The sequence below is a fragment of the Candidatus Brocadia sp. genome, assembly GCA_021646415.1.
GTDB lineage: Bacteria > Planctomycetota > Brocadiia > Brocadiales > Brocadiaceae > Brocadia.
The window spans coordinates 14785-31002 of record SOEU01000020.1; the positions used below are offsets into that span (position 1 = coordinate 14785).

Sequence of the window (16218 nt, forward strand, 5' to 3'; positions counted from 1 at the left end):
TCAAGAAATTAGGGCATTATAATTATGAAGGAGGTTTGTACATGAAAAAAATTGAAGCAATAATAAGACCAGAACGGCTATCCATTGTCAAGGACGCGTTGGAAGAATTAGGCTATCCCGGTATGACCGTCACCGATGTAAAAGGTCATGGTGCCCAGCGAGGAATAACCGAGCAATGGCGTGGAAGGACTTTCCGGGTGGACTTGTTATCAAAGGTAAAGATAGAGATGATTGTTGCTGATGACGAAGTAGAAAAAATTGTTCAGTGTATTACAAAGGAATCTCAGACGGGGAGCATTGGCGACGGGAAGATTTTCATCTCGCCGGTCGAGGATGTGCTCCGTATCCGTACAGGCGAAAGAGGCGAAAAGGCCGTCTAATATTTTGTTGATTATGTCATACTATTAGTGTAAAAGAGGGCGTTGAGTTTGCAAAAACTCAACGCCCTTGTTTTTTGATTCTGTCTCCAGAATAGCCGTTTTTTATAATAGCATGGTTTCAAGATACGTGATTGAAAAGAATATAAACTCGTTGCCGTTATGGTTTTTTCCCCAGCTGTTAAAATACAGAGAAATCTGCCATTTTGTATCCGCGAGAAATGGTGGCTTTAGCAATCCACCGTATGAATCTTTTAATTTGGGGCTACACGTTGGTGATGATCCGGAAATAGTACTTAAGAACCGAAAGAGGCTTACGTCAGTACTTGGGATTCCATTGAGTAATTTTACCATCGCTCAGCAAGTTCATGGCTGTAATGTAAAAATTATAACAGAAGACTTGAGAGGCCGTGGTGCGTTTAATTACGATACAGCAATAAGCTCAACCGATGCGATGGTAACAAGTACACCTAATATCTGCCTTATGGTTCTCCAGGCCGATTGTGTTCCTCTTATATTCTTTGATATGAAGAAAAAAGTGATTGGCGTTGCCCATGCAGGATGGAGGGGGACGGTTCATGTGGTGGCACAGAATACGGTAAAGGTGTTACTGGAAAACTTCAATTGTTCGCCAAAAGATATTCTTGTGGGAATCGGACCTTCCATCGGCCCATGTTGCTATGAAATCGGCCCTGAAACCATTGTTCAAATTGAAAAGGCCTTTCATAATAAAAAAAGCTATATTAATAACAAAACTCCTGATGGTAAGGGCTGTTTCAATTTATGGGGAGCAAACAAGACGCAACTGGTACAAATGGGTATTCCGGAGAGGAATATAGAAATTGCTCAGATATGCACTTATTGTAATCATAAATTATTTTTTTCATATCGTTATCAGAATAAGGAGACAGGGAGATTTGGAGCAGGAATAATGCTCCAAAAGTTATGATACCGTATTATCTTCTTATAAAACTTTTTAGCAAGCTTTTGTCTAATCGCAATAGGAATTATCTGAGATATTTGCCAAAGATAATGTCGAGTTTCTTTTTAGTATTTTCTGGAATAAGGTCTTTGTGCGTTACGATGGCATTCTGTACTGCCGTAGCACATGCACACGTCCTTTTTGACTCAATTTTTGGAATGGCCGCTTTAAGAATCCGTTTTGCTGTTTCGGCATTTTTATTTAAATTCCCGATGATCATTTCCAGCGTTACTGCCTCTTCGCTTACGTGCCAGCAGTCATAATCCGTAGCCATGGCAAGGGTGCTATAACAGATCTCTGCCTCTCGTGCCAGCTTTGCCTCCTGAAGATTCGTCATACCAATAACACTGACTCCCCACTGCCGGTAGACGTTTGATTCTGCACGGGTTGAGAATAGCGGGCCTTCCATGCAAAGATAAGTACCACCCTTGTGCACACGTACACCGATTGATTTAGCTGCATCAAACAATGTATCAGCAAGTACCCAGCACACTGGATCAGCGAAACTTACGTGACCCACAATCCCTTCCCCAAAGTATGTGCTGATCCTGCCGCGTGTCCTGTCAAAAAACTGGTCTGGAATAACAATATCGAGAGGTCTGATTTCCTCTTTCATGCTCCCAACTGCGCTCACGGCAATAATGTGTTCAACACCTAATTTCTTCATGCCATAAATGTTGGCTCTGAAATTGAGTTCAGATGGTAAGATCGTATGCCCCTTGCCGTGTCGCGGCAAGAAAGCCACCTGACGATCTTCCAGGGAACCTAAAGTAAAGCTATCGGAAGGTTTGCCAAAGGGTGTATCGATTGATACAGATTTTACATCCTTGATCCCTTCGATATTATAAAGACCACTGCCTCCAATAATGCCAATCATCTTTTCCCCCATTTTTTTGTCTTCTCCTTTTTGCGAAAATCCTTTTTTTGCCAATGAGATACAAAGGCACAAAAGGTTTATAGCTTTAGTGTTTAGTGACCTGGGCTATTATTCCGAAAGTAACAAACGCTTAGATTATGCGAAAGTGCTCAGTGCATGTCAATAAATAAAATTTGAAGTATTTTATGGTCATTGATATAATCCTCTGATGTAATCATAAAATATTTTCAAGGATGTTCAGTGATCAGCCCTCAGCTATCAGGAATAGGTGTTAAGCTGAATGCTGATTGCCAACAGCTGAACGCTGAAAAAAATCCGTTGAATTCTTTGTGATCTTTGTGTCTTGCGATTAAATGGTCAGGGGTATTACCCGTGAAAAATCATGAAATAGCAGCATTGTTTGAACGGATCGCCAATGTGCTGGAACTCAAAGGGGAAAACACCTTTCGTATAAATTCTTACCGGAAGGCGGCACGGGTAATTGGTGATCTAACAGAGGATATAGAAGAACTTGCAAGGGCTGGGAAATTGACAGATATTCCCGGTATTGGGGAGAGCACGGCTGAAAAGATTATTGAGTATATTAACACAGGAAAGATGTCTAAATATGAAGAAGTAATGAAGGGGGTTTCTGAAGAGACGGTGACACTCATGCAGATACCGGGTTTGGGTCCAAAGACCGTTGCCATGCTAAACAGGGAATTGGGTATTGTTAGTTTGAGTGACCTTGAGAAAGCCTTGCAAGACGGCAAATTAAAGGGGCTGTCTGGGATTGGGGACAAGAAAATTGAAAATATTGTTAAAGGAATTGGGTTGTTTAAGACAAGCCAACAACGGATATCCATTGGAATGGCGTATCCAGTCGTGAAAAAAATTATAGAAGGGTTAAGGCACAATTCCCTGATCAGGGACATTCAGGCGGCAGGTTCGTTGCGGAGAATGAAGGAAACAATTGGAGACATTGATATCCTTGTCTCCGGTACAGAAGGTACGGAAATTATCAAGTCTTTTGTGAATATGCGGGGAGTTACTCAGATATTAGCAGCGGGTGATACCAAGGGAAGCGTGCGGGTAGAAGAGGGTGTTCAGGTAGACTTGCGGGTTGTTCGTGAAGATGAGTTTGGTGCGGCGTTGCAATATTTTACGGGTTCAAAGGAGCACAATATCCACCTCCGTGAGATCGCCAAAAAGAAAGGATTAAAGATCAGTGAATATGGTATTTTTAAAGGAGACAAAAAGATTGGTGGGCAACGGGAGGAAGATGTCTACAAGACCTTAGGCATAGATTGGATACCACCCGAGTTGCGTGAAAACAGGGGAGAGATTGAGGCTGCCCAAGTGGGAAAATTGCCTGAGCTTATCGCGCTTTCTGATATCAAGGGGGACCTCCACAACCATTCCAATTGGAGTGACGGTATTCCTACCTTTGAAGAAATGGCCGAACATGCCATGAAGATGGGTTACAAATATCTTGTGGTTTCCGATCACTCAAAATCGCTTCATGTAGCGAATGGCTTAAAAGATGACGAACTGCTTGAAGAGATTGAAGAAATTGATAAACTCAATAAAAAATTCAAAGGGTTTACGCTGCTAAAGGCCACAGAGTTAGATATCAAGTCAGATGGGTCATTGGATTTTCCCGACAAACTTTTAGAAAAGCTGGATATCGTTGTAGCCTCTATTCACAGCGGATTTAAACAGGGAATGAAAAAGATTACCGAGCGAATGATTGCTGCTATACGCAATCCGTATGTAAATATTATTGCCCACCCTACGGGTCGCTTGATCAGTAAAAGAGAGGGGTACGAAGTTGATCTGGATAAGGTCGTAGACGCCTGCGCAGAGACGGGGACGGCCCTTGAGATTAATTGTTATTACGACCGGCTCGACCTGAACGATATCAATTGCAGAAGGGCGAAGGAGGCAGGCGTTATGATTGCTATTAGTACGGATGCCCACCATGTGGATCAGATGTGGATGATGGAACTGGGCGTGGGAATAGCACGCAGGGGATGGCTGGAAGCAAAGGATGTGATCAATACACTTTCGCTTGATAAATTAAAAGCCTTTTGTAAGAAAAAACGGAAGTAGAGAATGCGAGAGGGGGGCTCTGGAGAAAACCCTTGCTGTGAGGCATTACAGAATGATAAGTATTTTGGCCATGTCATGTAGTGAGAAATCGGGGAAAAATGTGTTTTTCTCACTGATATTGAGTAAATATAAATTGCTCTAAAAAGGGTATTAAGCAGAAGGTTCTATTCGGTTTTATTTTTATGTAAATCATGGAGGTGTTGTATGGATGACCATATATATAAAGTAATTGAATTGGTGGGAACTTCTACAACGACGATGGAAGATGCTATTCAACATGCACTTTCAAGGGCATCGAATACCTTGCGCAATATGCGGTGGTTTCAGGTTGCCGAAACCCGTGGTCGTATTGAAAACGGGAAGATTGCCCGCTGGGAGGTTATACTCAAGGTTGGGTTTGCGCTGGAGGACACACTTTAACAGGGGCGTGTAGTGCAAGGTCCACAAAAAAGTCGATGGTGATTCGGGTAAGCTGATAAATTTTGTCCAACTGCTATTAACAAGGGGATTGCCCTGTCGTATTTGAAATGACCTTGAAAATATTTGTTTCCACAAAAATTCATTGCATGCTTTTTCCCATAATAATCGGTTGGGGGATAATAACGATAGTCCATGACAAAGCTGCCGTTTCCGAACCAGAGAGAACCGCACATTCAGTATGTGCGTTAGCTACCGGAACGGCATTGCGCGACAAACCTGAGAAGGCCTTGTCTCCTGAGATGGTGCAAGGCATGCTGGGGAAAAAGGGGTTGTTTGATTCCCGCAGGAATGCCGCCGGTCATGGCCTTTCTCATCAGTATGAAATACAGAAAGACGGAAAGGTAGTGTGTGACCACTCCAGCGGTTTGATGTGGCAGCAGGCGGGTTCGCAGAACGATATGAACTACCGTGATGCGAAGGACTATATTTCCGCCCTGAACAAAGACCGGTTTGCCGGTTATAATGACTGGCGTCTGCCAACCCTGGAGGAGGCCATTTCATTATTAGAACCGTCAAGAAAGAACGGTGGTTTGCACATAAATGCGGTATTCGACCCATGCCAGAAAAGGGTATGGACGTCTGATTTCAGGAAGGATGGCATGGCCTGGGCTGTTTGGTTCGATTCCGGTTTTTGCGACTATGCATATACAGACAACAACATCAGGCACTACGTTCGGGCAGTAAGGGCAGGAAGATGATTACGCCGTATATAGCGGATAATTAAATGATAAGGAATTTCGAAGCTGCGGTTGTAGGGAATTCCAGGGACACCATACTTAATTATTAGCCTTAAAACCAGAATCAAAAATAAAAATACTAGCAAAAGCATTACTCAATAATGTATGGAATAATCAGATCAGGCCGTCGTGGTGGAGGTGGTGGTTGTGCGCTCCCGGGCATTTGAATAAAATATGGAAAAGAGCGGGCTTTGGGTTGCTTACGGTTGCTATTTTTGTATCGCTGCCTCTTTATCCGTTTATTCGCAAATGGTTATTCCCATCTCTGGATGTGAATATAACCTTGCATATTATTTTTGTTGTCTTGTTAATCGGTCTGTTTTTTTTGCCGGAAATTAAGTACATCAAGGCAAAGGATTTCGAAATAGAATTGCGCACATCACCGCCACCCATTGATTTTGTCCTGTCTACTGCGATGATTGAACAGCAAATTAAGAGTATCTCAACGCTGAAAGAAACCACAATAATCACTAATTATAGATTGGCTCAATAGCCGTGTAGGTCAGGTTAAGCCTGTCCCGAGTTTCCGAATGGCGCAGCGAAGCCAAAGATAATCGGTCGGGGAGGGTTAGTATCTTCCAAAGATAATTTTGACATTTTTAGCAAAAAACATGAATAAAATTAACCCTGTCAGGGTTTAAAATCCTGACAGGGTTGACTCACTAATTTCGTGCTTCGGATTTTGAAAGGATTAACAGTACAACAGGGCTTTTGTCGGTATTAAAACAACCCCTAGCCCCTTTGATAAGGGAAATTTGCCGATTGTTTATTACTTGTTCGTGCTCTCATCTTAGTCTTGGTTCAGCTATACATCTGTGTATAGACTCAAATGTGAAATATTTCAGGGGTTCTCAAGGACGGATTTGTATAAAAGGTTGCTTTACTTAATGACATTGGATATCAAGCTCTACGGGGAGGCTAATTTTTGAGAAAGTGGCGGAAGATTCCGTAAAAAGCAATTAAGGGAGTAACGTAACTAACTCTCAGTCCTTAACCTGATCAAAGTACCATTTTTTTGTCAGCATATTGTAGGAGATAAGGCAGGTGAGATTGGTATTGGTTATTATGCAATATCGTTTCTTTAACACACCCTCAATGGTTTGATCCAGCCATTCGTTTACGACTTCTTTCACCTGAAAAAGTCTGCCGTGCAGTTTAAAGCTATAGGGAATTACGTAATTTATTGTCAGATCATTGACGGGTACCCATATGGAGGACTTCACCAGATGAACGATGGTAAATATTGATGAAAAACACCAAAGGATGATACAGGCGATGTAAAAGCATATCGAGATAATAGCAAGGTATTGTCCTTCAAATAAACCCACCATTTGAATCGTGCTGTCGGCATATAAACCCAGGGCAAAGACAATCTCCCAGTATCCTATGGTAAACGAAAGACCCTCATCACTGTAAATTAACTTTCTCAAGGTAAGAATAATCAAGAACGGCATCCACCACAGCCCAAAAGACCAAAATAACAGAGAAATCCCTTTTAAAAATGAGAGAAAATCTACAAAAGGTCCACCTGCTACTTGTATGTGCTGGTACAAAGCCGCACCCGTAATTGCCGTTATGGCTGCTGCCCCAATGTTCATCCAGTAAGGCGAGAGAACGTTATTACTGTCAAACCGGTAAAATACCAATCTCAAGACGATGAGCGCCATAAATACAAGATATAAACTCGCACCTATAGACCATAGGGCAAACGAGAATAATTGAAGAAAGATTACATGTGTTATTGCACGTTCTGCAACAATAACTCCCAGCAAGGCCGTAGATTGGGTGCCCACGGTAGCAAAGAACCATCCGCCGTGCAAGACATCTTCGATCTTTCTATCGGCAGATTTTTTATGTAAAAACAGGATGCTAAATGAGGAAAGTGATGTTCCCAGCCAGAGGCCTGTGGCCACATACCAGCATATAGTGGCCGTTGTGTAGAGATGAAATACCCTGGAAAAACAAATACCAATAAAATTTACACTTCCTACAATGGTAAAGAAATAGAGGGTTTTCTCCGGATTGAGTATTTCCTCCAAAGAGTCTTTATAGAATAATACCGTCTGCACTGCCTTAAAAACAACCACAGAGAAGAGTATGGCTAAACTTGCTGAAAAAAAGTAAGGGGCAATTACCTCATAGCCATACATGTGAGATATGGATGCAATCATAATCGTGGCCATGACGATAGTAAACCAACGGGTATTTAATGAATAGGTTGCAATCTTTAATCTGCTCATAAAACGAATTTTATTCCATGAATGTCTTCACCAATATGTTAGATACGCAAGTAATAAACACAAATTACAATTATATATTATATGCAGTAGGACGATATTGTCACAACAAAAAATTAAAAGGTAGTTAGTAGTAGAACAAAATGAATAGTCGTAAAATTTACAAAAAAATCTTTTCCCCATGTATATGAGGAAAAGATTTTTTTGCTTGTTCCCAAACTCTGTTTGGGAACACAATTGGTACGAAACTCTGTTTCGTTATGAAATCCAAAATAAACATCAAATTCTGGATTTATGCTGATTTAACCCTAACCAGAATGAGCCAGAACAAGTGGTGTGACATTTATGTTGCTGTCCTGCGAACCGTAGGGGCTGGGTAACCCCGCCCCTGCACAAAGGACGATGCTGAATTGTTTTCGTCAAAAATGTAAAAATGTTTTTATTAAGAAACTACGCCTATGCAACATTCGCTACTTTTTTATGCATCTTTGTTATCGTTTTTTCTTCCATAAACGAGAGGCATATCAGACATATAAGGGATACGAAGATAAATCCTAAAGAATAATTATTTGTATAATCCCTGATTGTACCCAATATAATGGGAAGAAAGAAACCACCAAGACCACCCGCAGCACCTACCATTCCGCCAACAGCGCCTGTGTCCTTCGAGAAATACTCTGCTACAAGCTTAAACACAACACCATTACCTATGCCCAGACAAATACCCATCAAATAAAAGACCGTAAGTGAAGTTATTAACGATACATTCAGGTTCAGGAATATCAATATGCTGAGGATCGCCACTGAAAGGGCAATTAAAATACGCCTTCCGGGTATGCGGTCACCAAGATATCCGCCGAGAATACGGGAAAAAGTTGTAGCGAATACAAATATTGACGTAAAACTGCCTGCCTTTACCGGTGTTAATTTATAAAAGTCCCGAAAGTAAGACGGCAGCCATAACGAGAAGGTTACAAAAAACCCAAAGGTCATGAAGTAAAACAGGCAAAAGACCCAGATTAAATGAGAGGACTTATATAACTTCAGTTTATCACTGAAGGTGGGGGGCTTTACATTGGCTGGTTTCGGGGCATCAGCAGAGAAAAACCAGTAAACAAAGGCCATGATAAGCAGTGGTACTGAATAGATCATAAATACCTTGTGCCATCCGAGAGATTCTGCAAGGAATGGCGCTCCGAACGTGGCAACGGCTGATCCTATATTTCCCACACCATAAATTCCTAATGCCAACCCCTGCTTCTCTTTTGGATACCATTGTGAAACCTGTGGAATGCCAATGGCGAATGATGTACCTACCATACCGAAAAAGAACCCACAGATGAGTAAAAAGCCGTAACTCTGCGCAAAACCTGCGATAAACATAGGGAAAAAGCCAAATAAGAGCAGGACACTGAAAACCCGCCTGCCACCAAATTTGTCTGTCAAAACGCCAATGGGCACCCTGGCAATGGAGCCAAGCAATACAGGTGTTGCGAGTAATAATCCCACGGCTGTGGAAGATAAGTTAAACTCGACCTTCAGGTATGCAGCTAAAGGAGAAAAGAGTGCCCAACCGGCAAAACATATGGCAAATGCTAAGGTTGCAAGTATCAGCACCTTGGTATTTCCCTGGGGTGATTGTACCGAAGATGTTTGTACTGATGAGTTCATAAAAATAGATCTCCTAAAAATCTTAAATTTGATGTTATGAAGGAAGCAGTGATTGTATAGGCTCAAATTCACTCTTTATCTTGATAGGGCATTTGTAGAGACCCTCTGTGATTAGTGAACTCGTTTGCTTTATAAAAAACAATCTGCCATTCCTCGTCTTCATCAGGGTAAAAAAGCCATTCACTTGTCCATCTCTAAAAAGCATAGACAATGTCTTTTCGTGGTCAAAAGGGTGTGCGTACAGTTCGTTGATTTTTTTCCCGATTACATCATCAGATGACGCAAAACCAAAAAGCTTTGCACCTGCGGTATTGATATGCGTGATGACGCCATCATAGGAAGGCTCATACTCATACCAGCCCTTTGCATCTTGCACATTAAGAAACAGCTTAGACTCATCTTTTGTTGACAAAATGGTATTATTCATGCATATCTCCTTATTCGCAATTCTTTGTTTTAAGGTTTTAATTCCCACGTTGCTACAGTTTTTTCTGGTGATTGTTTTATATGAGTTTTTACGATCTCCTGATCCACACTCTCTTTATTAATCGTATTTTCAGATTTCAAAATGGGAAACTGCCCCTTGAATTTAGAAATATTACTCTTGATAAAATCCTCATCTCTCCGTGTCACAATCGAACCAAACACATCTAAGGGATTATGTACTTTGTATTTCTGTTCCCGCAGATAACCGCGCTCTTTTCTCAATTCGTAACCATCCAGGATGGCTATTACAAATCCAACCACAATGATACTTGTGACTCCCAGTAAAGCCTTCTTTGGTAAAGATAATTTTCTTAGCATATATCCTGTACTTAACTTCCTGTACATGAGTATTGCCATAACGAACGCCGGAATAATTATCACTACCATGAGAGACTTTACCATTGAATTAATGTTGTTTACGGTACCAAGTGCCTCATCTGCATCGATTTCAACAATTAATCCCATATTCAAATCTTTAAGCCAGCTCCATGCGCCAACGACTTTTAACCCGTCATAATCCATATACCCTTCCAGGTCATAACCACTTCTTTTTTCTGTAATGCATCTTTTTACTCCTTTTGTCAGCATATTGGTATCCGGGTCTACGACCTTATGACATGTCCTGCAAGTTTCACCATTGTTTTTTATATGGTCTGAAAATCTTGATTGAGTAACCATAATGCCGTCTTTATTTACCAGATAAGCCTCCCCTGTTTTTCCTAATAAAACATTTCTCATGCTCTTAGTCAGCAGGGAGGTATCCATCCACAGTAAAACAGCGCCGATTACATCATGATTTTCACCCTTAATAGGATAAGACATAAACAGGGAAGGTGAGTCATCCCCTTTCCCATCACTTGCATCATTGAGAGAATAATGAATTACATCGGAGGTGTACGTTTTACCATCGTATAAGGTCTCATGAACATTCCTGAAAGGTTTTTCTTTCATAATATTCATGCCTACCATGGATTTTTCAGTATCAGTTGTCAGTTGGATTGTTCCTGTCGCATCACAAATTACTATCCCTTTATAACCATAATCTGCCTTCATGCATTCCAGCTGCATCTTTAATCTAAGATATTCATGTTCGTTTTTTCCATTCACCAGACTCAAAAAATCTTTATCGTCGTGGATAAGTAATTCACTTTGGATAGTGTCTGAAACACTCCTCGCGTGCGATTTCCTTTCCTCCCACAGCAGTGTAAGGAGGTCTTTTTGTTTGTTTACGATTCCCCAAAGGTTCCTTTGCACCCCTTGTTTCAGCTCGGTGCTTGCCTTTGGAAAGGCAATTAATCGAAACAGAACAAGGGGAAACAACCCAAAAAGTACAAATGCAATAATGACGATTACTATGCGTTCCTTAAATATTCTTCCTACCATCTTTCCCATCTTTCACCTCTTGTGAGCTAAATGTCAGAGTTATGTAAATTATTGTCCTTAAACTTGGAAAATTCATTAAGACATATTTCAATATCATCAACACTAAAAGGTTTTGTAATGACCTTTTTTGCGCCTTTCCTGATCGCCTCGTGCACAACGTCTTCACCTGTATAGGCAGTGATAATCACGATATGAGAACTGAATCGTATGCCTTGCAGTTGATCCAGTAATTCGATACCATCCATACCTGGCATCTGTACATCCAGCAAGATAACCGAATACCTTCTCCTTTTAATCTCTTCCAGGGCCTCTAGGCCATTGTTCACTGCCTTTGTCTCATATCCAAGGTCAGTTAAGGAATTTGATAATACCTTTCGATATCCTTCCTCATCATCAACGATCAGTACCCTTTTTGTTATCATCTTTTATAATCCTTAATCTCTTCTGAAATCACGAATTCTGTGTTTATAGTTTGCAACCAATGTGCCTATAAAAACAAAAGGACGTCTGGGTTGCTCCAAGCGTATTTATTTCAATGACTTATAAAAGATAAAAATTATTTCTAAAATTTTTTTACAAATTTAACTGTAAACAATTCGTTTCATATCCAATTCTCAATAATAGTCATAAGTATTTTGAGTGAAGTAATATAGAAACTAATAACAAAAGTTTAATAAGTGGAAACAATTTGGTTGCAGTTCAAGATCAAATCCATGCCTTTTAAGGGCATCAAAAAACATAAAAATTGTTATTTTTTTGCGTTAAGAAAACAGAAGAGGAACATCTGCCAAGGTTGATGAAATACGACGAGCAAGAGAAGATTTTTGGGGAGGGCGGAACTGTTATTCAAAGACCGGCTTGTTTCGAATTATCGTGTATTGCTTACTGAATTTTTCTTTATGTCTTTGAAGCAATCCTTTTATTTCCTCGAAGGTTTTCATCTGTTTACCACCCGCATGCGGCATTTGATTATAATTCTCCATGTTCAAGGAAGCTGTAATAACCTTTGTGGTTAAAAATAATATGATCGAGTAACCTGATACCGAGGGTTTCACCAGCGGATTTGAGTTGTTCGGTAATTTCTTTGTCTTCCATACTGGGCGTTAAGTCCCCGGCCGGGTGGTTATGGGCTACGATGATGGCCGATGCCCTGTCTGTGATTGGATCAGCATACACCTCTCTGGGATGCACCTGGGTTTTATTCACTAAACCGACAGATACGATCCGGCTTGCAATTACCTCATTCGCCCCGTTTATGGATATACAGATGAAATGTTCCTGCTTTCGGTCGGCATAGTAACGGATCAGTGGAAGCACATCTGCCGATAAAGAAATTTTAAGACCTTCGGGACGGATGCGGCGGCGGGCAAATTCAAGGGCAGCGGCAATGAGCGTGGCCTTTGCCAGGCCAACGCCCTCAATTTTCTGTAATTCCTCAAGACTCACACTCCCTTTTCCACCATCCAGGGATTTCAATATCTTTCCTGCAATGGTCATCACATCATGGCCTTTTGTCCCGCTTCCCAAAAGGATGGCCAGCAATTCAAGATCAGATAATGCCTCTGCTCCCTTTTGCCGGAGCTTTTCTCTCGGACGCTCGCATTCGGGTAAATTTCTAATTGTATTCTTTTTCATGTCTTCACGCAGACTTTGCACGCTGAAGTCCATAATAAATCACCGTCAGCGCCATCATGTCGAATATCGCCCCAGGGTCAATATGCTTGGGATCTGCAAGCTCCTCATACCGGCTTCTTCCTTCGTAGGAATCCTGTATTGAATGATTCACCTGTCCGGCATAGGTATTTTCTAAATAAAATACATCATCTTTGTGTATCCCGATAGTTGTCTGAATCTGCTCATCGTGCATTTTTTCCTCTGTCACTTCCTTTATGTATAACGCCTCTTCATCCGAAATTTGAAATTTCTGGCGAATTTCACCAATCATATCCTGGACAGAGACCTTTTTGGGCGGTGGCCCCCCGCTGCTCTTACGGCCATTCTTGAGTTTTACTTCACCGGGGATAGATACTTCTCCTTTATATTTAACGCTGGCCTTCACAACGCTCGTCTTGCGTATCTGTTTCATCAGATCAGAGACGGAACCCTGTTTGATCAATTGCGGGCCCACATATTCAGCAAAAGCGGCAAATATACCAATGTATTCAGGATATTGAAAGAAACACGACAGGAAATGATAACTCTTTACCAACCGTGCCATCAGATAGACAAATTTCTTGCGGTCGTCAGCGGCCTGAATCCGTTCCTGGAACCTCGTTCGAAGGGCGTTAACGGTAAATTGCAACGCAGCATCATTGTTTCCGGCAATAAGCTGGACGACGTTCCCGGCATCAGCCTGTTTGAATACCCCTTGCGCAATAATCTCCTGATAATATTTGATGCATTGCTCTTTATCAGGCTCACTGCTGTCAAACGGGATACCCTTCCGGTATTTGCCGAAGGCCTTTAAAATAGCAGGTGCGTTGTTCGTAAAATCCACAACAACAACGGTATCTTTGCCATCATGGCACCGGTTCAGCCTCGATACCGTTTGTACAGCATTCCGGTCAACAACCGCCTTGTCAAGAAACATACCTGCCAAAAGGGGCTGATCAAAACCTGTTTGAAACTTGCTTGCAACAACCATGAACCGGTAGTCATTGCCTTCAAAACGGTCTTCAATAAGTTCTCCGGGCCTAAGCCCATTGACTGCGAATTCTGTTATCAACTCATTCGTCTCCGGATGAACGAAATCCGAGAAGGCATACAGGACATTGAAATCACAGCCCGGCCTCTCCCTGAGTTTGTCCTTGAGAATCTGAAAATACCTGAGCCCGGCAAGCCGCGAGGTCGCAACAATCATCGCCTTTGCCCGTCCACCGATGAGCGGCTCGATCTTTTCCTCAAAGATGCGGAGCATTACCTCAGCCTTGTACTGAATCAGTCCTTCATCCTGAAAGGCAACGTTTTTTAATGCCTTGCTGACCACGCCCTTAGGATAGACCTTTTCTTCCTCTGTGCCTGGAATAATCGGGCAATGCAGGTTGTAGAGTGTCTTGTATGATATGATCCCGGTGGCAACGTCGACGATATACCCTTCAGCAATCGCCTCTGCCTCGGAATAAGTATCGAAGGGATCTCCAAATAACTGTACTGTTGCCGGCGACGGTGTTGCAGTAAAGGCAACGAAGAGCTGATTGCCCTCATGTGCCCGTATAATCTTTGCGATTTCTTCCTCAATATCTTCTTCAGCTTCGGGCAGGTCTCCGTCCGGTTCTTCCGGTTTCCGGAAAGGCACCCGGATAGCAACCCCCATCTTGCCTTCCTGAGAGCGGTGTGCCTCGTCAATCAGGAAAGCCACACGCAATTTCTTCAAATCAGGGTCGCCTTCAATTTCGCCCAGTATCCATTCAAACTTCTGCAGGGTACTTACGACGATTGACTGGCCTCTCTTGAGAAACTCCTGCAGATTTTTTGCCTTCTTTGCATATCCAACAACTTCCCTCAAATGGCTGAAATTCTCAAAATCGTCCCGGATGTTCTTATCCAGCGCCTTGCGGTCTGTGAGCACGAAAATCATATCCAGCACCTTCTCGTTTGTGCCGGGCTTATACAGACTATGCAGGCGATCGGCAAACCAGCAGATGGAGAGGGTCTTGCCCGATCCCGCAGAATGGTTGATAAGGTATTTCTTTCCCAACGCCCCGGTTGATGCAAAGTGAGAGAGCACATCCTGTGCTACATTTTGTACCATGCGCGACTGATGGTAACGAGGAAAAATCGTAAATGCAAGACGTTCAGGCTTGTCTTCCGCGGCCTCACGCTTTGGGACATAGACCAGGAAGAAGGATAACGCCTCCAGGATGGAATCCTTTGAAAGGGCATCGCGATAGAGGAATTCGACAGGATATTCCTTTTCATTATCCGCCTTATTCGTCAATCCAGAATTGTGCCAGTGAAAGCCTTTCTCGCTGTGCGGGTCGGTTGCAACCATAACGTCAGAGGTATCCGCTGCAATATGGATAAAGGGGAGCTGAAAGATTCTGTCGCTGTGGTCTCTTTTGGCATATTGCCTGACGGCGTCATGGACGGTCTGATTCTTCTCGTGCTTGAGTTCCATAGTTATGATGGGCAGACCATTCAGGAAAAAGACAAAATCAGGCCGCTTGCCACCTCTGATGATCAGTTCGGGCTTTATCGCAATCCGGTTTTGCTCGTAGTGAAAGTTTGCGACGCTCTCGCTTGAGCGGGGTTTTGGGTAGTAGAGTTTGAACTCCAGTCCCCGCACCTTCAGGCCGTGGCGAATGATCGTCCACAAAGGCGCGACACGGAGTTCATCTTTCAACGCCCTGAATATTCATCCCGTGCATCCGTTCCGTAATCGCGCTCCAGGGATTCAAGGGTCTCCTTCTGTGTTGCTGTAATAAAGGCAATCAGGTGATCCTCAGCAAAATAGTATTCCGTGTCTGTGATCTCATCCTGTTCCAGCACGGCGTACTTGTGTTCGCGTATGAGGTATTCGAAGATGTGTCGTTGGAACTTCTTTTCCGGTCCTTCAAACATGATGGATCAGCTTTTCCTGTCTATCCTCATTCTGTTCAACAAATATTTTTACCACATGCCCGTTTTCGTAATAAACCAGTGGAGTATACGTTTGTTTGGCTATTTCCCTTGCCCTTTTTGCCGCCCTCAGCAACGCTGCTTCAACATTCGCAAGGTCTTTGTCATGTATCTGTATCTTTTTTTCATTCATCTCTTCTCTCCTTCATCAAGAAGTTTTGATGTCCTGCCTGAGTTGTTGTAAAGAATCCAGGCGTCTACCAACTGCTTGTAAATGTGTTGAAAATTAGTAACTATTCAGCGTATTTTCGTTCACAATCACTACGAATGAACAAAATAT

At 42.3% G+C, this 16218-nt stretch carries 14 protein-coding genes and 1 pseudogene; 6 read left to right on the plus strand and 9 right to left on the minus strand.

Annotated features, from left to right (window positions below):
• Positions 1-41: 41 nt before the first annotated feature.
• Both E3K36_14005 and pgeF read left to right on the plus strand, forming a co-directional pair.
• Complete coding sequence (locus E3K36_14005) at positions 42-380, plus strand: P-II family nitrogen regulator (protein ID MCF6156321.1); 339 nt, start codon at positions 42-44, stop codon at positions 378-380.
• 112 nt (positions 381-492) lie between these two features.
• Positions 493-1326: a peptidoglycan editing factor PgeF gene (gene pgeF, locus E3K36_14010; protein MCF6156322.1), complete on the plus strand. Its 834-nt coding sequence runs from the start codon at positions 493-495 to the stop codon at positions 1324-1326.
• Between the two features lie 58 nt (positions 1327-1384).
• On the opposite strand, the gene mtnP is transcribed toward pgeF, so the two are convergent.
• Positions 1385-2248, minus strand: coding sequence for an S-methyl-5'-thioadenosine phosphorylase (gene mtnP, locus E3K36_14015; protein ID MCF6156323.1), 864 nt, complete (start codon positions 2246-2248; stop codon positions 1385-1387).
• Positions 2249-2608: 360 nt separating this feature from the next.
• Between mtnP and polX the strand changes: the two genes are divergently transcribed.
• The 4 genes from polX (at position 2609) to E3K36_14035 (ending at position 6037) form a co-directional block, all read left to right on the plus strand.
• Positions 2609-4327: a DNA polymerase/3'-5' exonuclease PolX gene (gene polX / locus E3K36_14020; protein ID MCF6156324.1), complete on the plus strand. Its 1719-nt coding sequence runs from the start codon at positions 2609-2611 to the stop codon at positions 4325-4327.
• A gap of 204 nt (positions 4328-4531) precedes the next feature.
• Positions 4532-4747, plus strand: coding sequence for a dodecin domain-containing protein (locus E3K36_14025; GenBank protein MCF6156325.1), 216 nt, complete (start codon positions 4532-4534; stop codon positions 4745-4747).
• Between the two features lie 107 nt (positions 4748-4854).
• On the plus strand, positions 4855-5505 hold the full coding sequence (locus tag E3K36_14030; protein MCF6156326.1) for a DUF1566 domain-containing protein: 651 nt from the start codon (positions 4855-4857) through the stop codon (positions 5503-5505).
• A gap of 235 nt (positions 5506-5740) precedes the next feature.
• Entirely contained in the window at positions 5741-6037 is a 297-nt protein-coding gene (locus E3K36_14035; GenBank protein ID MCF6156327.1) for a hypothetical protein, read from the plus strand.
• Between the two features lie 490 nt (positions 6038-6527).
• Here E3K36_14035 and E3K36_14040 read toward each other — a convergent pair whose 3' ends face one another.
• The 8 genes and pseudogenes from E3K36_14040 to E3K36_14075 form a co-directional block, all read right to left on the minus strand.
• Positions 6528-7784 (minus strand): hypothetical protein, encoded by a 1257-nt coding sequence (locus E3K36_14040; GenBank protein MCF6156328.1) that lies wholly within the window; start codon positions 7782-7784, stop codon positions 6528-6530.
• 453 nt (positions 7785-8237) lie between these two features.
• Positions 8238-9452 (minus strand): NarK/NasA family nitrate transporter, encoded by a 1215-nt coding sequence (locus E3K36_14045; protein ID MCF6156329.1) that lies wholly within the window; start codon positions 9450-9452, stop codon positions 8238-8240.
• Between the two features lie 34 nt (positions 9453-9486).
• Positions 9487-9879 (minus strand): PAS domain-containing protein, encoded by a 393-nt coding sequence (locus tag E3K36_14050; GenBank protein MCF6156330.1) that lies wholly within the window; start codon positions 9877-9879, stop codon positions 9487-9489.
• A gap of 29 nt (positions 9880-9908) precedes the next feature.
• Positions 9909-11330 carry a hypothetical protein gene (locus E3K36_14055; protein MCF6156331.1) on the minus strand — a complete coding sequence of 474 codons (1422 nt, stop codon included), beginning with the start codon at positions 11328-11330 and terminating at the stop codon, positions 9909-9911.
• Between the two features lie 17 nt (positions 11331-11347).
• Positions 11348-11743, minus strand: coding sequence for a response regulator (locus tag E3K36_14060; GenBank protein MCF6156332.1), 396 nt, complete (start codon positions 11741-11743; stop codon positions 11348-11350).
• Between the two features lie 547 nt (positions 11744-12290).
• Positions 12291-12956: a DNA repair protein RadC gene (radC, locus tag E3K36_14065; GenBank protein ID MCF6156333.1), complete on the minus strand. Its 666-nt coding sequence runs from the start codon at positions 12954-12956 to the stop codon at positions 12291-12293.
• 4 nt (positions 12957-12960) lie between these two features.
• Positions 12961-15881, minus strand: a pseudogene (locus E3K36_14070) (type I restriction endonuclease subunit R).
• A complete protein-coding gene (locus tag E3K36_14075; protein ID MCF6156334.1) occupies positions 15874-16071 on the minus strand; it encodes a hypothetical protein in 198 nt (65 codons plus the stop codon). The pseudogene E3K36_14070 and the gene E3K36_14075 overlap by 8 nt, the downstream one beginning before the upstream one ends.
• Positions 16072-16218: the final 147 nt, after the last annotated feature.